Here is an 18,974-nt window from a genome sequence, read left to right as displayed (position 1 = left end):
GGCTAGCGGGTCTTTCGATCGGAACCGCTCACGACATCGTGTCGAGCTTGCGCTGCATGGCGGCGATCTGATCCTTCAGATCCTGAAGGTCGTCGGGCTTTTCCGGTGTTTCCTTCCTGGCCGGCTCGGCCGGGGCCGCGGCTGGCGCGGAACCCGGCGGCGGGAAGGGCGTGAACAGCCGCATTGCATTCTGGAACATTTCCATGTTGCGGCGCGTCTGCTCCTCCAGCGCCTTGATCGGCGTGGTGATCTTCATCATGTCCAGCGGCGACTTGCCGAGCGCACCCTTCATCTGCTCGCGAAAGCGTTCCTGCTCCTTGGAGAAGGCCAGCATGGACTGTTCGAGGAAGCTTGGCACGATCATCTGCATCTGGTCGCCGTAATAGGCGATCAGCTGGCGCAGGAACGGGATCGGCAGCATGTTCTGCCCATCCTTGTTCTCCAGCTCGAAGATGATCTGGGTCAGCACCGGATGGGTGATGTCGTCACCGGTCTTGGCGTCCTGGACGGTGAACTCCTCGCCCTTCTTGACCATCTCGGCGAGGTCCTCGAGCGTCACATAGGTGCTGGTGCCGGTGTTGTAGAGGCGGCGATTGGCGTATTTCTTGATGATGATCGGATCGTCTTTCGCGGCCATCTGCATCCTCCCCGGGACACCGGCGCCCCCGAGTAAGCCGCCGGTAACGATTGTGCCTTTTTTGAGGATATGCGCAAAAGCCTCACAATTCCAAGCAGTTTGTGCACTGCGGCATCATTAAATGCTGCATAGCAGGCAAAATATGCTGCGCAGCAACGGACAGAGTAGCGCCATCGCAAGGTGCGATGTGCTTGCAGCGCATGGGCGCCATGCCCATTTCCGGTTTGACTTGGGTTCTGGAAAGGGCAAGAAAAGTCCTCAACGACAGAACAACACCCTTGAAGTCTGGAGAAGAAAATGTCCGCTTCCATCGTCATTGCCAGTGCGGCGCGCACGCCGGTCGGCTCCTTCAACGGCGCTTTCGCCACCACCCCGGCGCATGAGCTCGGTGCTATCGTCATCAAGGAACTGCTGTCGCGTGCCGGTGTCGAACCAGGCGAGGTCGACGAGGTCATCCTCGGCCAGGTGCTGACCGCCGCTCAGGGTCAGAACCCGGCCCGCCAGGCATCGATCAATGCCGGCTTGCCCAAGGAAACCACGGCCTGGGGCCTCAACCAGGTTTGCGGCTCGGGCCTTCGCGCCATTGCGCTCGGCATGCAGCAGATCGCCACCGGCGATGCCAAGGTGGTCATCGCCGGCGGACAGGAATCGATGTCGCTTTCGGCGCATGCCCAGCACCTGCGCGCCGGCGTCAAGATGGGCGACTTCAAGCTGATCGACACCATGATCAAGGACGGACTGTGGGATGCCTTCAACGGCTACCACATGGGCAACACCGCCGAAAACGTCGCTCGTCAGTTCCAGATCACCCGCGACGATCAGGACCAGTTCGCGCTCGCCTCGCAGAACAAGGCCGAGGCGGCGCAGAAGGCCGGCAAGTTCAAGGACGAGATCGTCGCCGTCACCATCAAGGGCAGGAAGGGCGACACCATTGTCGACCAGGACGAGTACATCCGCCACGGCGCCACGCTCGACGCCATGACCAAGCTGAAGCCGGCTTTCGACAAGGACGGTACGGTGACCGCCGCCAACGCCTCCGGCATCAATGACGGCGCCGCCGGTGCGGTGCTGATGAGCGAAGCCGAAGCGGTGAGGCGCGGCATCACCCCGCTGGCGCGCATCGTGTCCTGGGCAACCGCCGGCGTCGACCCCCAGATCATGGGCACCGGTCCGATACCGGCTTCGCGCAAGGCATTGGAGAAGGCCGGCTGGTCGGTCGGCGATCTCGACCTGATCGAGGCCAACGAGGCCTTTGCCGCCCAGGCTTGCGCCGTCAACAAGGACATGGGCTGGGATCCCTCGATCGTCAACGTCAATGGCGGCGCCATTGCCATTGGCCATCCGATCGGTGCGTCGGGTGCCCGCATCTTCAACACGCTGGTTTTCGAGATGCGCCGGCGCGGCGCCAAGAAAGGCCTCGCCACCCTGTGCATCGGCGGCGGCATGGGCGTCGCCATGTGCGTGGAAGCGCTCTAGGGATATCACCTGAACGGGCGGCGCGAGCCGCCCGGTCGGTATGCAGTGCCTGCCAAGCCCGACAACAGGGCGATATCAAAATAGGGGAAACGCATGACCAAGGTAGCAATCGTCACAGGCGGATCGCGCGGCATCGGCGCGGCGATCTCGATCGCATTGAAGAACGCCGGCTATTCGGTTGCCGCCAACTACGCCGGCAATGACGACGCGGCGGCGAAATTCAAGGCCGAGACCGGCATCCCGGTCTACAAATGGTCGGTCGCCGACTATGATTCCTGCACCGCCGGCATCAAGCAGGTCGAGGCTGATCTCGGTCCGGTCTCGGTGTTGGTCAACAATGCCGGCATCACACGCGACGCCATGTTCCACAAGATCACGCGCGAACAGTGGAAAGAGGTCATCGACACCAATTTGTCGGGCGTCTTCAACATGACGCATCCGCTGTGGAGCGGCATGCGCGACCGCAAGTTCGGCCGTGTCATCACCATCTCCTCGATCAACGGCCAGAAGGGCCAGGCCGGACAGGTGAATTATTCCGCCGCCAAGGCCGGCGACATCGGCTTTTCGAAGGCGCTCGCCCAGGAAGGGGCCCGCGCCGGCATCACCGTCAATGTCATCTGCCCCGGCTATATCGCCACCGAAATGGTCAAGGCGATCGACGAGAAGGTGCTCAACGAGCGCATCATCCCGCAGATCCCGATCGGTCGCCTCGGCGAGCCGGAAGAGATCGCGCGCTGCGTCGTCTTCCTCGCATCCGAAGATGCAGGCTTCATCACCGGCTCGACCATCACAGCCAATGGCGGCCAATACTTCGCCTGAAGCAATTCACTTCGCCTGAAGCATCCCAGGAAAAGTGTGAAGCGATTTTCTGTCCAGACGGCAGAAGCGCCGGTGTGAGTGGCGAGATCGACGGGCCGGCAAACCGGTCCGTCTTTTGCCGGCGGCTTTATGCCTTCGGCCTGCCCCACGCCGGCTGCTGACCCAATCCGGCACGCAGAGGTTAACAGCCACCGGCCGCCTTGTGCAAAAGCGGCTCTGCAGCCTGTGGATTCTTGGTGGATAAGCTGTTCGCAACACAAGATATTGGGGTGAACAAAACGGGAAGATTCTGGCATCGCCGATTCGTAGCCGGTTCGTTCCGGCTTTGAGCGGAGTGTTAACGACGACAGCCGGAATCGCCCGTCAAATCCTTAACGCCGTTTAGGAAAGGTTAACAATTTCATAATCTTGGATGAGGCTGACCAAGGCATTCCAGTCGTTCGCCGGCAAAGGTTAACGGCAGAGCTCGCCCTGCATGAAACGGGCCAGTTCGTTGATTCAGCATGTGGTGAGACTCATGGTCACAAAATCCATATGTAGCCGTGAACAAAAGCTGAATCTGGTCGAGTCACTGATTCGTGTCCGATTCGTTCCAGACTCGTTCCAACTGTTAACCCGCAGCCAATCTGGAGCCTGACTGGAGACGACTTCGAGCCGCCGGTGGAACATTCCGCTTTCGCTTCGCGCTCGAAATCCTTATGTGTCGCCTGTCATACGCGCCACTTGAGGCACGCTCCCGACAACGAGAGACCAGAAAGCCTTATTTCCAGGTCGATGAACATCCAGTCGAAACATACCGAGCCGCTGATCCTGTCGGGCCGTGACGTGACCGCCGTGCTTGGGCCGACCAACACCGGCAAGACCCATCTCGCCATCGAGCGCATGGTGGCGCACGAGAGCGGCATCATCGGCCTGCCGCTCAGGCTGCTTGCGCGTGAGGTCTATGGCCGCGTCTGCGAAAAGGTCGGCGCCCACAAGGTCGCGCTGATCACCGGCGAGGAGAAGATCCAGCCGCCCGGCGCCAAATATTCGGTCTGCACCGTCGAGGCCATGCCGCGCGAGACCGACGCCGCCTTCGTCGCCATCGACGAGGTGCAGTTGGCCAGCGATCTCGAGCGCGGCCACATCTTCACCGACCGCATCCTGCACCTGCGCGGCCGCCAGGAAACGCTGCTGCTGGGTGCGGCCACCATGCACGGCATCCTCCAGCGCCTCTTGAAGGGCGTCTCCGTGGTGACGCGGCCGAGGCTTTCGCATCTCGCCTATGCCGGCTCGAAGAAGCTGACGCGGCTGCCGCGGCGCACGGCGATCGTCGCGTTCTCCGCCGACGAGGTCTATGCCATCGCTGAATTGATCCGCCGCCAGCAGGGCGGCGCCGCCGTCGTGCTCGGCGCGCTGTCGCCTCGCACCCGCAACGCCCAGGTGGCGCTGTTCCAGTCGGGCGACGTCGACTATCTGATCGCCACCGACGCCATCGGCATGGGTCTCAACCTTGATCTCGATCATGTCGCCTTCGCCCAGAACCGCAAGTTCGACGGCTATCAGTATCGCAACCTGACGGCGGCCGAGCTTGGCCAGATCGCCGGCCGCGCCGGCCGGCATCTTCGCGACGGCACGTTTGGCGTCACCGGCCAGGTCGATCCGCTGGACGAGGATCTGGTCAAGAAGATCGAAGGCCACGACTTCGACCCGGTGAAGGTGCTGCAGTGGCGCACCGCGCATTTCGACTTCGCCAGCCTCGACGCGCTGAAACGCTCGATCGAGACCAACGCCCCGGTCGAGGGGCTGACGCGGGCACTGCCTGCCGTCGATGCGCAGGCGCTCGAGCACTTGTCGCGCGACGAGGACATCCGCGCACTCGCCACCAACGCCAAACGCGTGGCGCTGCTGTGGGAAGCCTGCGCGCTGCCCGACTACCGCAAGATCGCGCCGGCCCAGCATGCCGACCTCATTGCTTCGATCTATACGGACCTCGCCCGGCATGGCCATGTCGATGAAAATTACATGGCCGAGCAGGTGCGCCGCGCCGACACCACCGAAGGCGACATCGACACGCTGTCGCATCGCATTGCCCAGATCCGCACCTGGACATTCGTGTCGAACCGGCCCGGCTGGCTGGCCGATCAGGCACACTGGCAGGAAAAGACGCGCGAAATCGAAGACAGATTGTCGGATGCGCTGCATGAGCGGTTGACGAAACGCTTCGTAGACCGCAGGACTTCCGTCCTCATGCGGCGCCTTAGAGAAAATACCATGCCTGAAGCCGAAATTAGTCCTACCGGAACCGTCCTTGTCGAAGGCCACCATGTCGGCGAGTTGCAAGGGTTCCGCTTCACCGCCGACCAGACCGCCGGCGGCGAAGACGCCAAGGCGGTGCGCACCGCCGCCCAGAAGGCGCTGGCCGCCGAATTCGAGGCGCGCGCCGAACGCTTCGGTGCTAGCGCCAATGGCGACATCGCACTTGGCTCGGATGGCACGCTGCGCTGGATCGGCGCGCCGATCGGCACACTGGTTGCCGGCGAAGACACGCTCAAGCCGCGCCTCGTGCTGCTGGCCGACGAACAGTTGACCGGCCCGGCGCGCGACAAGGTCGCGGCGCGTGCCGAACGTTTCGTCAATTTCCAGATCGAGTTGCTGCTGAAGCCGCTGGTCGACCTGAAGAACGGCGATCAGATTGCCGGCATCGGCCGCGGTATCGCCTTCCAACTGGTTGAGAATTTCGGCCTCATCAACCGCCGCGACATTGCCGAGGAGATGAAGTCGCTCGACCAGGAGGGCCGTGCAGCCCTTCGACGGCTCGGCGTGCGCTTCGGCGCCTACCATGTCTTCGTGCCGGCGCTGATCAAGCCGGCGCCAGCCGGACTGGTGACGCTGCTGTGGGCGCTGAAGAACGACGGCAAGGACAAGCCGGGCTTTGGCGACGTGGTCCATGCACTCGCCTCCGGCCGCACCTCGGTGGTCATCGATCCCACTTTCGACAAGACCTTCTACAAGCTTGCCGGCTACCGCAATCTCGGCCGCCGCGCGGTGCGCATCGACATTCTGGAGCGGCTGGCGGATTTGATCCGCCCGGCGACCAACTGGAAGCCTGGTCTCGGCCAACGGCCGGACGGCGCCTATGACGGCCAGTCCTTCATGGTGACGCCGCCGATGATGTCGATCCTCGGCGCCACCGCCGACGACATGGAAGAGATCCTGAAAGGTCTCGGCTACCGTGCCGAGCCGAAGCCGGCCGTCGAGGTCAAGGCGCGGCTCGAGGCGCAGGACAATGCCGCGCGCGAAGCGGCGGCGGCGAAGGCCGCGGCTGAAGAGGCCACACGGGCCGAGCAGGCCAAGGCAGCGGAAGCCACGGCGGTCGACGCGGCTGCGGAGGCGCCGGTCGAAGGTTCGGAGCCGGCTGCCGCTGTCGAGGCCACCGCCGAAATTCCTGTCGAAACCATAGCGGAAGCGGCGGCCGAGCCGGTCGCGGAAGAACAACCCGAAGCGCCGGCCGAAGCCACGGAAGAAGCAGCAACGGAGGCCGTCGCCGACGCGGTCGCCAAACCCGTGCTGGCTGCCGAGCCAGAGACGGAAGCCGAACCTGTCGCGACTGCATCGGCCGAGCCAGTTTCCGAAGCTGCGCCCGCGGCTGAAGTGACGTCGGACGAGCCTGTCGTGGTAGCCGATGCAGCCGCCAGCGAGCCCGCTCCGGAAGCCGAGGCCCCAAAGCCGATCCTGTTGTGGCGTCAGGGCCGTTTCGAACAGCGCCCCCGCCATCCCGGCCGCAACAATCGCTCGCGCAACGGACAGGCGCGCGGCCGAAACGACGCGCCTGCGGATGCTGCCGGTGCGCCGGCCGCAGCCACGCCTGGAGAACGTCCTGCCCACGAGGGGCGGCGCGACGGCACCGGCAAGCCGCGCTTCGACCGCTCGAAGTTCAAGCCCAAGCCGCAGGGCGAGGGCGAGCAGCGTCGTGAAGGCCGCCCACAAGGCGAGCGCCCCGACCGACGCGAAGGTCGGCCCGACTGGAAGGGCGGCAGGCCGGATGGCAAGGGTGGCGGCCCCGATCGAGGCAAGGGCGGCGGAAAGCCGACCTTCCAGCCGAAGCCGCGCGAGGAGCGCCCGGTGCGCTTCGATCCGGACTCGCCCTTCGCCAAGCTCGCGGCTTTGCGCGACCAGCTGAAGAAGTAGACTCAGGGCTCGCGTCGATGGTTGCCCCAACGGCTGCCCGAGACCGCCAGCGCATCGACAAATGGCTGTTCTTCTCGCGCGCCGTGAAATCGCGCTCGCTGGCGGCGAAACTTGTGGTCGCCGGCCGGGTTCGCATCAATCGCGACAAAGCAGCGCAGGCCTCCGATCTGGTCAAGCCTGGAGACGTCCTGACCATCACACTTGATCGTCGGATCTTCGTCTGGAAGGTGCTGACCGCCGGCGTGCGGCGTGGTCCGGCCGAGGAGGCACGCACGCTGTACGAGGATATCTCGCCGCCGCCCGCGCCGACGGGCGAAGCCCCTCCCGATGCAATTCCGGCGCTGCGCGAGGCCGGCAGCGGCCGCCCGACGAAGAAGGAACGCCGCCAGACCGACCGCTTGCTTGGTGATGACTGATGGGTCGGCCAAAAAGTGCGCGACGATTTTGGGGCAACGAGACGCACAAAACGAACCCTGAACCCGGCAAACAAGGCACTTCGCGGGACCTGACCGATCCCTACCGGGCCTGCAGTCTGGAATTCCATTTCGGAAACGCCGATGCCACCAGGCATGGCTGCCCTTGCAAGCGGCGGGCAAAGGCGTTACCTCACGGAAAAAGCCCAACAAAATGGGACGTCCCGGAGCCGACCGATGACCTATGTCGTGACCGACAATTGCATCAAATGCAAATATATGGACTGCATCGAGGTCTGTCCGGTCGATTGTTTCTACGAAGGCGAGAACATGCTCGTCATCCACCCCGACGAGTGCATCGACTGCGGCGTCTGCGAGCCGGAATGCCCGGCCGACGCGATCAAGCCCGACACTGAGTCAGGGCTCGACAAATGGTTGCAGATCAACACCGAATACGCCGAGAAATGGCCCAATATCACCGCCAAGAAGGAACCTCCGGCCGACGCCAAATCCTTCGACGGCGAGGCCGGTAAGTTCGAGAAATACTTCTCGGCCGAGCCCGGCGAAGGCGATTGACAACAGGTCCGCAAAGGCTGGTATTACGTTGGGTAAGAGACAGGTCACATAAAGCGCCTTGACAGGCGGCGCTTAACTGTGGCCTTCGCTTATGCAGCAAAACCTTGATTCTTCCGACTTTTTGTGTTACATCAGCCAAACATGCCGGTGACACAACGTCGATTTATGGCGCAGACGCCCCAAATCACTGAAAGGTGAAAATCTCATTCCGGACCAGAGCAATCTGGGCCAGGCGGTCGCACTATTGCGGTTTGCCGGTCCCGGCTTTTCCGGATGGGTTCATCTGTTGTGCGGCTAACGATCGGTTTCCCCGATCGCGCGAGTTCGGGCCGGCAGGACGCCGGTACCACAACAAGGAGTTCAGGGCGCAATGGCAACGATAACCCCGCAGAAGAAGTCCACCGCTGCGCGTCACGGTTTCAAGACCGGCGAGTACATTGTCTATCCGGCGCATGGCGTCGGCCAGATCGTCTCGATCGACGAGCAGGAAGTCGCTGGGCACAAGCTGGAACTGTTCGTCATCGACTTCCAGAAGGACAAGATGCGTCTGAAGGTGCCGGTCGCCAAGGCGACCTCCATCGGCATGCGCAAGCTGTCGGAAGAGGATTATGTCGAGCGCGCGCTGAAAGTCGTGCAGGGCCGCGCCCGCGTCAAGCGCACCATGTGGTCGCGCCGCGCCCAGGAGTATGATGCGAAGATCAATTCCGGCGACCTGATCTCGATCTCGGAAGTTGTGCGCGACCTCTACCGCGCCGACAACCAGCCCGAGCAGTCCTATTCCGAACGCCAGCTCTACGAGGCGGCACTCGACCGCATGGCCCGCGAGATTGCGGCCGTCAACCGGATGTCGGAAACCGAAGCCGTGCGCCTGATCGAGATCAACCTCAACAAGGGCCCTAAGCGGGGCGCCAAGGCCGATAATGAGGAAGCCGAGCAGGAAGAAGCTGCCTGAACTTTTTCAGCTTTGAATCCATGAAAAACCCGGCCTCGCGCCGGGTTTTTTGTTTCTGGGACAATAGGCTGAAGCGTGTAGCCGCCTACCCCTCGCCGCCGCCTTCCCTCTCCGCTTCTTGCTTCAGCGTCGCAATGAAACGCCTGGTCCGCTGGTGTTCCGGATTGCCGAACAGCAGGGCCGCCGGGCCTTTCTCGACGATGACGCCAGCATCGAGGAAGACCACCTCCTGGGCGATCTTGGAGGCGAGGCGCAGATCATGCGTCGCCATCACCATGGTCGTCCCTTCGCTGGCGAGCTTGCCGAGCACGTCGACCACCTCTTGCGCCAGTTCCGGGTCGAGCGCCGAGGTCGGCTCGTCGCACAGCAGCACTTTCGGCGACGGGGCGAGCGCGCGGGCGATCGCCACGCGCTGCTGCTGGCCGCCCGACAGGGTTGCCGGCCAAGCATCGGCCTTGTGTGCCATGCCGACCTTTTCCAGCAAAGCGAGCGCCCGCTCGCGCGCCCGCTCCGTTGGCCATTTCAGCACCGTCACCAGCCCCTCCATGACATTCTCGATCGCGGTGCGATGCGGAAACAGCTGGAAGTTTTGGAAGACCATGCCGGTTTGCAGACGCAGGCGCTGGATATCCCTGGACGGAACCTTGCTGCCGGGGTGGAATTCGAGCGTCTCGTCGCCGATCCGCACCGTGCCGGATGTCGGGATCTCCAGCAGGTTGATGCAGCGCAGCAGCGTGCTCTTGCCGCCACCCGAAGGGCCGACCAGCGCCGTGACGCTGCCTTCGGCGATGGTGACCGTCACGCCCTTCAGCACGAGATTGTCGCCGAAACGCTTTTCGATGTTGGTGAGGCCGATCATGAGCGCGCCTCCAGGAAGCCGCCATAGCGGTTGAGTCGTTCTTCCAGCCGCGTCTGCAAGGCCGACAGCACCGAGCTCATCGCCAGATAGAGGATCGCCGCCTCGACATAGAGGATCAGCGGCTCATAGGTTGTGGCGACGATGCGCTGCGCCGCCTGGAACATCTCCGGCACGGTGATGGCGGCGGCCAGCGACGTATCCTTGACCAGCGAGATGAAGGTGTTGGAGAGCGGCGGCACCGCGACCCGTCCGGCCTGCGGCAGTATGGTGCGCCGCATCGCCTGGCTCCAGGTCATGCCTATCGAGTAGGCGGCTTCCCACTGGCCCTTCGGCACCGAGCCTATTGCTGCGCGGATGATCTCCGACGTGTAGGCGCCGATGTTGAGCGTGAAGCCGATCAATGCGGCGGTGAAGGCGTCAAGCAGGATGCCGACCGACGGCAGGCCGTAGAAGATCAGGAACAGCTGCACCAGCAGCGGCGTGCCGCGGAATATCCAGACATAGAAGCGCACAAGCGCGACCAGCGGCTTCGGACCGAACAGCCGGGCAAGCGCTGCACCGAGTCCGACCGTCAAGCCGAGAACGAAGGACAGCAGTGTCAACGGCACGGTGAAGATCAGGGCCGCCCACAACAGCGAAGGCAGCGACTCCAGCATCAGTTGCAGCCAGTGCGGCACGTAAGACCCTCCAAATGGTCGAGGCGGCTTGATCAGAGCGCGAATGCGCTCGGCATATCACGACAAAAGCGGCGGACCGTCAAAGACGGCTCGCCGCTTGATATCTCATCAGCCGGAGACCGGCCTCACGCATGAATTACTTCGAAACGTCCTGGCCGAAATAGGTGTCGGCGATCTTCTTGTAGGTGCCGTCGGCCTTGATGTCGGCCAGCGCCTTGTTGATCGCCGCAACCAGTTCCGGATCGCCCTTGCGCACGATGACGCCGGAATAGTCGGCGTTTTCCTCTTGCGCGGCGATCTTCACATTGGCGTCGGGCTTGTGCTTCTTGAAGTCGAGGAACGACAGGCTGTCATTGATGGTGGCGTCGGCACGGCCGGTCAGAAGCAGCTGGATCGACTGGTCGAAGCCGTCGGTGCCGACGAGTTCGGCGCCGTTGGTCTCTGCGAGCTTGCCGAAATTCGAGGTCAGCGACTGCGCCGATTTCTTGCCCTTGAGATCAGCGAAGGTCTTGATGTCGGTGTTGTCGCCGCGCACGATCAGCACCGCCTTGGAGGCGATGTAGGGATCGGAGAAGTCATATTTGGCCTTGCGCGCGTCGGTGATGCCGACTTCGTTGATGACGGTATCATAGCGATTGGCGTCGAGACCGGCGATCAGCCCGTCCCACTTGCCTTCGAGGAACTCGGCCTTGACGCCGAGCTTGTCGGCAATGGCCTTGGCGATTTCGACGTCGAAGCCGACCAGCGCGCCCGAAGTGTCATGATAGGTGAACGGCGCATAGGTGCCTTCCGTACCGACCTTGATGACGCCCGCCTGCTTGATCTGGTCGAGATTGGCGCCGGCATGGCCCGACGTGACAGCCAGAGCCTGCAGTGTTCCGGCGATGATAAGCGACTTGAGCCATTTCATTTTTCTGTGATCCCGTCCTTGGCCGGCTGTCCGGCATGTTGTGAGGGTTGGAAACTGACAGATACAAGTCGAAAAAATAAGGAACAGGATTTCAAAAACAACCAACTTCTGAAATCAGATTCTCGAAATAGTGTTTTTTAGCCGCAATCGACAGGGTCGCCGATCATCGCCGAGATCCCTCAGGCAACAAATCCAGCCGCCAACGGCTACGGAACCATTTTCCTGCATGGCACGTTCTGGATTTCTAGGGCACGACGCTGCGATTTCAACCCGGGCGCCCTGCCAAGTTTGCAAAGTCATCCGCATCGCCTGAGCCAGGGAGCGCCTCATGATGGAAGACACTGCAGGACGGATCATGGTCCGCGCGGCAATGAGGGCTCCCTACCTCGAACGTGAAGAAGAGCATCGGCTCGCTTTGCTCTGGAAACAAGACAACGACCAGAACGCGCTGCATAGCATCACGGTTGCGCATATGCGGCTGGTCATTTCCATGGCTTCCAAATTCCGCCACTACGGTCTGCCGCTCGGCGATCTGATCCAGGAAGGGCATGTCGGCCTGCTTGAAGCGGCCGCCCGCTTCGAGCCTGAACGCGAGGTGCGGTTTTCGACTTACGCGACGTGGTGGATCCGCGCCTCGATGCAGGACTACATCCTGCGCAACTGGTCGATCGTGCGCGGCGGCACCAGCTCGGCGCAGAAGGCACTTTTCTTCAACCTGCGCCGCTTGCGCGCGCGGCTGGCCAACGGCACCGAACCGCTGTCCAACGCAACGCTCTATCGCGAGGTATCGCAAGCGCTCGGCGTCTCCGAGGCCGACGTGGCGATGATGGATTCGCGGCTGTCGGCGCCCGACTCCTCGCTCAACATGCCGGTTGCCGATGACGGGGGTTCGAACGAGCGCATGGATTTCCTCGTCTCGGACGATCCTCTGCCCGACGAGGTCGTCGGCGACACGATCGATGTCGAGCGCCGCTCCGTGTGGTTGAAAGCGGCGCTCGCCGCCCTCAACGCCCGCGAGCTCCGGATCATCGAGGAACGCCGGTTGAGCGACGAAGGTGCAACGCTGGAAGCGCTTGGCGAGACGCTTGGCATCTCCAAGGAACGCGTCCGCCAGATCGAGGCGCGCGCCATGGAAAAGCTCAAGGTGGCGCTGGTGAAGCAGAATCCGGAATTTCTGGCGACTGCCGCCTGACCCGCGGCAGGCGTCTTACTTGTCGGTGACGATCTTGACCTTGTCGCCGGCCGAGACTGCGGCACCTGGCGACAGCGCATTCAGCACGCGGAACAGGTCGAGCTTGCGATCGACACCAACCATCTGGGCGGAAAGCGAACCCATCGTCTGGCCGGGTTGAACGGTGACGACGCGGATATGCAGCGGCTTCAGCGCCGCCTTTTCCGCGGCACTGAGGATACGGAACGATCCGCTCACCGAACGTGCCACCGCATCCAGCGAGGTGCTGGCCGACGGCGCTGCGGTCAGCAGCCGGTAGACTTGGCCGCCGGCGCGGATCACGGCAATATCGAACTGCCAGCCCTCGGCGCCGGCATGCGCGGTCGCCGCCTCGTTGCCGTTGATCGTTTCCTGCTTGACGGTGCTGTCGTCCAGCCCAGCCACCCAGCCGCTGCGGATATAGTCGGTGAGCGCCCGGTTCTTGTCGATCGAAACACCGTCGAAACGGATTGCCATGTCACCAGGCCCGGTTGCCGTCACCGCCGCCGCCGAATTGTCGATGATGAAGCCCTGCGGCACCGAGAAGGACACGCCGAGGCCCGGATGCAGGAAGGTTTCGCCGCGCACATAGCCTTCCTCGGGCGTGTCGCCATAGAGCAGGCCGTCTATGCCGGCGAGGAAGGAATCGCGGTCGCGCGTGCCGAAGCCGGGCGCGCCGAACTGGCGGGCATGGCGCTGCGCCAGATCGATACGCTGCGGCGTGTTGGGGTGGGTGGCCAGGAAGTCGAGGCTGGCGTCGGTGGCGCCGCTGATCGAGCGGAAATCGGTATAGGCCGACATCGACTGCAGGAAGCGGCCGGCGGCGAAAGGATCGTACCCGGCTTCGCCGATCGACTTGATGCCGATGGCGTCAGCCTCCAGTTCCTGGTTGCGCGAGAATTGCGCCAGTCTCAGCTTGCCGCGGATCAAGGCCGCCTTGGCGGTCGGGCTGTCGCCGAGCACATCCGAAACCACCTTGGTCGCCAGGCCTTCCTCGGCTTCCAGCTGCTGGCGCTGCAAGCCATGGTTGGCGGTGACGTGGCCCATCTCATGCGCGATGACGGCGGCAAGCTCGGCCGAATCATTGGCCAGCGCCAGCAGACCGCGCGTGATGTAGAGATAACCGCCCGGCAGCGCGAAGGCGTTGACGTTGGGCGAATTCAAAATGGTGATGCGATAGGTCTGCGTCGGATTGGCCGACACGACGGTCAGATTGCCGACCACCTTGGCGACCATGCGCTCGAGCTTGGGATCGGAATATTCGCCACCATAGGTGGCCAGGATGCGCGGATGCTGCGCCTTGGCCAGTTCGGCGAGCTTGCTGTTGGCAGCGACATTGTCGACAGTGATCGGCCTGTCGGAAGGCTGGAAGCCGGATTCCTGAACCTCGGGAGGCGTGAACATCTGGCAGCTCGCCAGCGCCACGGCAAAGCCGGCCAACGCAAGAAAGCGCGCCAGCGGATTCATTCGTAGTTTGTCAACGCCGATCGCCAGAACGGCTTCCTTTCGGGTCCCGGCGCATGACCACGAAAATCGGGGGCGATCTTCGGAAAATGTCATGCGCTATCTCAAACTGCTGCAGCATCCGTCGCGCGTCCCCTCGGGGGCGAGCGGCGGATGCTGCAGGCAAATCACGGCCTGTGCCGGACCAGTAGGGCGGACCTAGCCACACTCCTCCAGCCATGGCAAGCAAGCGCCGCATCGCCTGGAGCCGGTTTGACCGTAAATTATGTCCGCTTCCGGGCAACATCTCGTGATACGGCATCCCCGGCACCCGTGCCGATATAGCGCCGGAACACTTCCGGGCCAGCCCCGGTGAAGAATTCGTCCGCCTTGCCGGTTGCCGCGACAACGCCATTGTCCAGAAACACCACGTGCTCGCCGATTCGGCGGGCATCCTCCGGCTGGTGGGTGACGAACAGCACCGTCATGCCTCGTTCGGCATGCACCGCGGCGACCAGATCCAGCATGTCGTCGCGCAGCGCCGGTCCGAGCGAGGCGAAGGGTTCGTCGAGCAGGAGCACTGGCCGGTCGCGCACCAGGACCCGGGCCAGGGCGACGCGCTGGCGCTCACCGCCGGAGAGTTCGCGCGGCAGGCGCTTTTCCTTGCCGGCAAGGCCGGTGCGTTCGAGCGCCTCGGCGATCGCGGCGCGGTCCGTGTCGGTCAGCAGCAAGGATGGCGAGCGGCCAAGCCCGACATTTTGCTCCACTGAGAGATGGGCAAAGAGATTGTTTTCCTGGAACACCATCGACACGGGCCGCGCGGACGGTGGCTCAGCGCTGACATCGGCCCCGCCGATCAGCACGCGGCCCGACCGCGGCGTCTCGAACCCCGCCACCAGGTTGAGCAGCGTCGACTTGCCAGAACCGCTAGGCCCCATGATGGCGGTGATTTTCGCCGCGGCGAAATCGACATCGAAAACGAGCGGCGCCTCGCCATAGCTGAACGACACCTGGTCCAGCCGCACCGGGGCGCCCTTTGCAGTCCTGATGGCCACCCCGTCAGGCATCCCGGTCCTTCTCCGTTCCCAGCCAGTGCGCCGCCATGATCAACGCGAGGCAGACGAGGCCGAGCAGGAGCGCCAGGCCGGCAGCGTCCTGCGTGCGGTAGCTGCCCATGCGCGCCAACAGAAGGTAAGGCAAGGTCTGCACGGAATCACTGCCGAACAGCGCGATGACGCCGAGATCGCCGAGCGACAGCGCCATGGCGAAAGCAAAGGCGGTGGCGAGCGGCCGCCGCAGCGACGGCCAGTCGACCAGCATCAACCGGTTCCAGCCCGTGATTCCGAGCTGAGCACAGAGCCGTTCGTGACGCTCGCTCGCCGCATCATAGGCGGGACGGACAGCGCGCAGCGCGAACGGCATTGCCATCACTGCGTTGACGGTGACGACCATGACCGGGGCGATGGCAAAGACATCGCCGACATGGCGCAGCAACAGGAACCAGCCGGCGCCGACGACGATCGGCGGCACGACGAGGACAAAACCGGCGCCGGTATCGGCGGCATGTTCGAGCATCGTCTTTGTACCGGAGCGGCGGTTCAGCGCCAGCGCCCGGCGCGCCATGGTCAGCGCCAGCGACAGCGTCACGGAAAGCAGGGCCGACAGGAAGGCGAGCACCGCACTGGTCAGCGTCGCCCGCCGAACGACGGCCTCGCCGGCCAGCCGGCCGAGATCGGCGCCAAGCCCGGCCATCACCGTGGCCGCCATCGGTCCGACGACAAACAGCAACGCCAGCACGATGATCACGACGTTCAGCAAGGTCTCGGTCCCATTGACGGCGAGGTAGCGGCGTGGCGCCACCGGCAGGTTGGTGTCGCCGACCACATTGGCGCCAAGCCGCGTCAACGCCAGCACGACGACAAACGTCAAGGCGATCTGCAGTAAGGTCAGCGTGACGGCTCGAGCGGGATCGAAATCGAAGCGCAGCGCCTGGTAGATGCCGACCTCCAGCGTCGTCGCGGCCGGCCCGCCGCCAAGCGTCAGCACGATCGTGAAGGATGTGATGCAGAGCATGAACACAAGCCCGGCGACACCCGGCAACGCCGCACGCAGCGTTGGCCATTCGATCAACCGGAACGCCGGCCGCGCGCCCATGCCGAGCTGGCTGGCCAACCGCCACTGATCGGCGGGAATGGTCTGCAATGCCTCGAGGAACAGCCGCACGCTGAACGGCAGGTTGAAGAAGACATGCGCGACGAGGATGCCTGACAGGCCATAGATGCCCGGCCAGCTCCCACCGCCGATCACTGCGAACACGCCAGCGAAATAACCGGCACGGCCATAGAGAGCGAGAATGCCGAGTGCCGCGACGATCGCCGGCAGCGCCAACGGTACGGCGAACAGTTGCAGGATGAAGGAGCGGCCAGGGAAGCGTGGATGCCGCGACAGCGCGCGCGCCACCAACAGCGCCGACCCGACCGAAAGCAGCGTCGAGAGCGCCGCTTGCAAGAGCGTGAAGCGAACGACGCGCAGCAGATAAGGATCGAAGGCTGCCCAAGCGCCAGAGAAGTCGTGAGCGCCTTCGAAAAGCAGCCCGGCAAACGCGCCGCCGATCAGCAGCGCGATGGCGGCGAGCGCGATGATGCCGGCGGTGATGCGGGGGTCAGCTGGATGGCGCGTGGGCATGTCGCGCTACCCAACGCTGTCATGGGTGTCAATTGATTGAAATGCTTGGCTAAGGTCTAGTTCCCGCCCACCCCCCTCTGTCCTACCGGACATCTCCCCCGCAAGGGGGGAGATTGCTCGTTTCGCCACCCAGGCCAAATTCCAAAATGGCAGGAATGAGCGACGCGACAGAGCTGCCGATCTCCCTCCTTGCGGGGGAGATGGCCGGCAGGCCAGAGGGGGGTGACTTGGCACAAACATATGGCGAAGCTTGAATCCTACTTGCTCATCGCCGCCAGCCACTCATCGACCCAGGCCTTGCGGTTGGCGGCGACCTCCTCGGGGCTGAACAGCAAGGTCTTGGTCGGCTTGACCAATTTGTCGAAGGCCGGGTTGAGCGGCTTGTCGGTCTTGCCGGCCGGGAACATCCAGTTGGTCTCGGGGATGGCATCCTGGAATTTCGGTCCGGTCATGAAAGCCAGGAACTTTTCCGCCAGCGGGTTCTTCGCCCCTGTCGTGGTGATGCCGGCAACCTCGATCTGCAGATATTCGCCCTCTTCGAACGACGCTGCCTGGTAGCGCTCGGTGTTCTCGGCGACCATGTGATAGGCCGGCGACGTCGTGTAGGACAACACCATCGGCGCCTCGCCCTTGGTGAACAGGCCATAGGCCTCGCTCCAGCCCGGCGTCACGGTCAGCACTTTCGACTTGAGCTTGGCCCAAGCTTCCGGCGCCTTGTCGCCATAGACCGACTTGACCCACAACAGCAGGCCGAGACCCGGGGTCGAGGTGCGCGGATCCTGGATGACGATCTTGTCGTCGGCGCTGCCTTCGACCAGGTCCTTCAGGCTCTTCGGCGGGCTCTTCAGCTTTTCAGTGTCGTAGACGACGGCGAAATAGCCATAGTCGAAAGGAACGAAAGTATCGTCGCTCCAGCCGCCCGGCACATTGACGTCGGACACCGCGCCATGCGGCGCAAACAGGCCCGTGGCCTTGGCATCGGCGGTGAGATTGGTGTCGAGGCCAAGCACGATGTCGGCCTTGGTCGATGCCCCTTCCAGCCTGACGCGGTTGAGCAGCGCGACGCCGTCGGCGACGGAGACGAACTCGACATCGCAGCCGCACTCGGCCTCGAATTCCTTCTTCACCACGGGACCTGGACCCCAGTCGGCGGTGAAACTCTCATAGGTGTAGACGGTGAGCTTGTCCTTGGCCCAGGCAGGTCCGGACAGGGCCACAACCATGGCTGCGGCAAGGGAGTAGAAAAGCGTGCGCATCGGCGCCTCCTTCATTCGAATTGAAAGGAATTGAGGCGCCGGACTGTCCGAAACGTCTAATCCCTCCGCCGGTACAAACCGGATCAGGTTCAGCGGGTTGGCGAGATTGCCTCTCAGCCGGTCCGCGAAGATCGCGTCCGGCACCCCGTTAGAGCGTTTCGAGACATAGGCCGGGCCGATCCCTCACGCAAGTGGCAGTTTGCCGGCCTTCCGTTTCCCGTGCCGGGCTGGTAAGGGCCACACGATATGAGCACATTCACCATCCTGCTTGGCGGCGATCTCATCCGCACGCCACGGCTCGACCACCAGGTCGAAGGCTCCCGCGTCATCGCCGCCGACGCCGGCATCGGCCATGCGCGGCTGCTGGGCCTTGTCCCGGAACTGTGGGTGGGTGATTTCGATTCCGTGCCGGCCAACCTGCCGGACGACCTCGCCGCCGTGCCCCGTCGGACCTTTCCGGCGGAGAAGGACCAGACCGATGGCGAACTTGCGGTCGCCGCCGCACTGGAGCGCGGCGCGACCAGCCTGGTGCTCGCCGGCGCTTTCGGCGGCAAGCGCGCCGACCACGCCTTCCTGCATCTGGCGCTTGCCCTGCGGCTGGCCGAAGCCGGAACAGAGATAGTTTTGACCAGTGGCGCGCAGGAAGGCGTTCCACTGCTGCACGGGAAAGCCGGCTTCGACTATGCCGACGGCACGTTGTTTTCGGTGCTTGGCTTTTCCGATCTTTCCGGCCTGACCGTCACCGGCGCCAAATGGCCGCTCGACCGTGTCAAGGTGGCGTTCGGCTCCTCATTGACAATCTCCAACGAGGTCAAGGGCCGCCTCGAAATCACACTCGGCCAGGGCCGCGCGCTGTTGCTCGCCCACCCTTATCCACTACCTGAAAGCTGA

At 63.6% G+C, this 18,974-nt stretch carries 16 protein-coding genes and 1 riboswitch; of the genes, 8 read left to right on the top strand and 8 right to left on the bottom strand.

Annotated features, from left to right (window positions below):
* Positions 1–28 precede the first annotated feature (28 nt).
* Complete coding sequence (gene phaR, locus AC1DYW_RS22845; protein WP_457151518.1) at positions 29–637, bottom strand: polyhydroxyalkanoate synthesis repressor PhaR; 609 nt, start codon at positions 635–637, stop codon at positions 29–31.
* A gap of 297 nt (positions 638–934) precedes the next feature.
* Here phaR and AC1DYW_RS22840 point away from each other — a divergent pair, with 297 nt between their 5' ends.
* The 6 genes from AC1DYW_RS22840 to AC1DYW_RS22815 all read left to right on the top strand — a co-directional run bounded on the left by AC1DYW_RS22840 (position 935) and on the right by AC1DYW_RS22815 (position 9,043).
* Positions 935–2,113: an acetyl-CoA C-acetyltransferase gene (locus tag AC1DYW_RS22840; RefSeq protein ID WP_457151519.1), complete on the top strand. Its 1,179-nt coding sequence runs from the start codon at positions 935–937 to the stop codon at positions 2,111–2,113.
* Between the two features lie 93 nt (positions 2,114–2,206).
* Positions 2,207–2,932 carry an acetoacetyl-CoA reductase gene (gene phbB, locus AC1DYW_RS22835; protein ID WP_477227704.1) on the top strand — a complete coding sequence of 242 codons (726 nt, stop codon included), beginning with the start codon at positions 2,207–2,209 and terminating at the stop codon, positions 2,930–2,932.
* A 774-nt stretch (positions 2,933–3,706) separates the two neighbouring features.
* Positions 3,707–7,102: a helicase-related protein gene (locus AC1DYW_RS22830; RefSeq protein WP_457151521.1), complete on the top strand. Its 3,396-nt coding sequence runs from the start codon at positions 3,707–3,709 to the stop codon at positions 7,100–7,102.
* Positions 7,103–7,119: 17 nt separating this feature from the next.
* Positions 7,120–7,518 carry an RNA-binding S4 domain-containing protein gene (locus tag AC1DYW_RS22825; protein ID WP_095089461.1) on the top strand — a complete coding sequence of 133 codons (399 nt, stop codon included), beginning with the start codon at positions 7,120–7,122 and terminating at the stop codon, positions 7,516–7,518.
* A 234-nt stretch (positions 7,519–7,752) separates the two neighbouring features.
* Positions 7,753–8,091, top strand: a complete 339-nt coding sequence (gene fdxA, locus AC1DYW_RS22820; RefSeq protein ID WP_095089463.1) for a ferredoxin FdxA — start codon at positions 7,753–7,755, stop codon at positions 8,089–8,091.
* A 370-nt stretch (positions 8,092–8,461) separates the two neighbouring features.
* Positions 8,462–9,043, top strand: a complete 582-nt coding sequence (locus AC1DYW_RS22815) for a CarD family transcriptional regulator (protein WP_457155799.1) — start codon at positions 8,462–8,464, stop codon at positions 9,041–9,043.
* A gap of 85 nt (positions 9,044–9,128) precedes the next feature.
* Here the strand turns inward: AC1DYW_RS22815 and AC1DYW_RS22810 are convergent, their stop codons facing one another.
* The 3 genes from AC1DYW_RS22810 to AC1DYW_RS22800 all read right to left on the bottom strand — a co-directional run bounded on the left by AC1DYW_RS22810 (position 9,129) and on the right by AC1DYW_RS22800 (position 11,489).
* Positions 9,129–9,902 (bottom strand): amino acid ABC transporter ATP-binding protein, encoded by a 774-nt coding sequence (locus AC1DYW_RS22810; RefSeq protein ID WP_457155751.1) that lies wholly within the window; start codon positions 9,900–9,902, stop codon positions 9,129–9,131.
* Positions 9,899–10,579, bottom strand: coding sequence for an amino acid ABC transporter permease (locus AC1DYW_RS22805; protein ID WP_095089467.1), 681 nt, complete (start codon positions 10,577–10,579; stop codon positions 9,899–9,901). Before AC1DYW_RS22805 ends, AC1DYW_RS22810 begins: the two co-directional genes overlap by 4 nt.
* Positions 10,580–10,715: 136 nt before the next feature.
* Complete coding sequence (locus AC1DYW_RS22800; RefSeq protein ID WP_477227703.1) at positions 10,716–11,489, bottom strand: amino acid ABC transporter substrate-binding protein; 774 nt, start codon at positions 11,487–11,489, stop codon at positions 10,716–10,718.
* A 328-nt stretch (positions 11,490–11,817) separates the two neighbouring features.
* Here AC1DYW_RS22800 and AC1DYW_RS22795 point away from each other — a divergent pair, with 328 nt between their 5' ends.
* Positions 11,818–12,681, top strand: a complete 864-nt coding sequence (locus AC1DYW_RS22795) for an RNA polymerase factor sigma-32 (RefSeq protein ID WP_457153255.1) — start codon at positions 11,818–11,820, stop codon at positions 12,679–12,681.
* A 15-nt stretch (positions 12,682–12,696) separates the two neighbouring features.
* Here AC1DYW_RS22795 and AC1DYW_RS22790 read toward each other — a convergent pair whose 3' ends face one another.
* The 4 genes from AC1DYW_RS22790 to thiB form a co-directional block, all read right to left on the bottom strand.
* Complete coding sequence (locus AC1DYW_RS22790; protein WP_457153256.1) at positions 12,697–14,166, bottom strand: M48 family metalloprotease; 1,470 nt, start codon at positions 14,164–14,166, stop codon at positions 12,697–12,699.
* Positions 14,167–14,426: 260 nt separating this feature from the next.
* Entirely contained in the window at positions 14,427–15,209 is a 783-nt protein-coding gene (thiQ, locus tag AC1DYW_RS22785; protein WP_477227702.1) for a thiamine ABC transporter ATP-binding protein, read from the bottom strand.
* The gene (gene thiP, locus AC1DYW_RS22780; RefSeq protein WP_477227701.1) at positions 15,202–16,827 is read right to left on the bottom strand and encodes a thiamine/thiamine pyrophosphate ABC transporter permease; all 1,626 of its coding nucleotides are present in this window, start codon (positions 16,825–16,827) and stop codon (positions 15,202–15,204) included. The genes thiQ and thiP overlap by 8 nt, the downstream gene beginning before the upstream one ends.
* A 257-nt stretch (positions 16,828–17,084) precedes the next feature.
* The gene (gene thiB, locus AC1DYW_RS22775; protein ID WP_477227700.1) at positions 17,085–18,083 is read right to left on the bottom strand and encodes a thiamine ABC transporter substrate binding subunit; all 999 of its coding nucleotides are present in this window, start codon (positions 18,081–18,083) and stop codon (positions 17,085–17,087) included.
* Between the two features lie 43 nt (positions 18,084–18,126).
* Positions 18,127–18,241: riboswitch (TPP riboswitch) on the bottom strand.
* Positions 18,242–18,329: 88 nt separating this feature from the next.
* Between thiB and AC1DYW_RS22770 the strand changes: the two genes are divergently transcribed.
* Positions 18,330–18,974 (top strand): thiamine diphosphokinase, encoded by a 645-nt coding sequence (locus AC1DYW_RS22770; protein WP_477227699.1) that lies wholly within the window; start codon positions 18,330–18,332, stop codon positions 18,972–18,974.

Source organism: Mesorhizobium sp. P2_D5 (genome assembly GCF_056404355.1).
The sequence above is the reverse complement of the archived record's forward strand: the minus strand, read 5'-3'. Positions and strand labels throughout refer to the sequence as shown.

Excerpts from the sequence above, each read along its gene's own strand:
- phaR (WP_457151518.1), bottom strand. The coding sequence starts at position 637 with ATGGCCGCGAAAGACGATCCGATCATCATCAAGAAATACGCCAATCGC.
- AC1DYW_RS22840 (WP_457151519.1), top strand. The coding sequence starts at position 935 with ATGTCCGCTTCCATCGTCATTGCCAGTGCGGCGCGCACGCCGGTCGGC.
- phbB (WP_477227704.1), top strand. The coding sequence starts at position 2,207 with ATGACCAAGGTAGCAATCGTCACAGGCGGATCGCGCGGCATCGGCGCG.
- AC1DYW_RS22830 (WP_457151521.1), top strand. The coding sequence starts at position 3,707 with ATGAACATCCAGTCGAAACATACCGAGCCGCTGATCCTGTCGGGCCGT.
- AC1DYW_RS22825 (WP_095089461.1), top strand. The coding sequence starts at position 7,120 with ATGGTTGCCCCAACGGCTGCCCGAGACCGCCAGCGCATCGACAAATGG.
- fdxA (WP_095089463.1), top strand. The coding sequence starts at position 7,753 with ATGACCTATGTCGTGACCGACAATTGCATCAAATGCAAATATATGGAC.
- AC1DYW_RS22815 (WP_457155799.1), top strand. The coding sequence starts at position 8,462 with ATGGCAACGATAACCCCGCAGAAGAAGTCCACCGCTGCGCGTCACGGT.
- AC1DYW_RS22810 (WP_457155751.1), bottom strand. The coding sequence starts at position 9,902 with ATGATCGGCCTCACCAACATCGAAAAGCGTTTCGGCGACAATCTCGTG.
- AC1DYW_RS22800 (WP_477227703.1), bottom strand. The coding sequence starts at position 11,489 with ATGAAATGGCTCAAGTCGCTTATCATCGCCGGAACACTGCAGGCTCTG.
- AC1DYW_RS22795 (WP_457153255.1), top strand. The coding sequence starts at position 11,818 with ATGATGGAAGACACTGCAGGACGGATCATGGTCCGCGCGGCAATGAGG.
- AC1DYW_RS22790 (WP_457153256.1), bottom strand. The coding sequence starts at position 14,166 with ATGAATCCGCTGGCGCGCTTTCTTGCGTTGGCCGGCTTTGCCGTGGCG.
- thiQ (WP_477227702.1), bottom strand. The coding sequence starts at position 15,209 with ATGCCTGACGGGGTGGCCATCAGGACTGCAAAGGGCGCCCCGGTGCGG.
- thiP (WP_477227701.1), bottom strand. The coding sequence starts at position 16,827 with ATGCCCACGCGCCATCCAGCTGACCCCCGCATCACCGCCGGCATCATC.
- thiB (WP_477227700.1), bottom strand. The coding sequence starts at position 18,083 with ATGCGCACGCTTTTCTACTCCCTTGCCGCAGCCATGGTTGTGGCCCTG.
- AC1DYW_RS22770 (WP_477227699.1), top strand. The coding sequence starts at position 18,330 with ATGAGCACATTCACCATCCTGCTTGGCGGCGATCTCATCCGCACGCCA.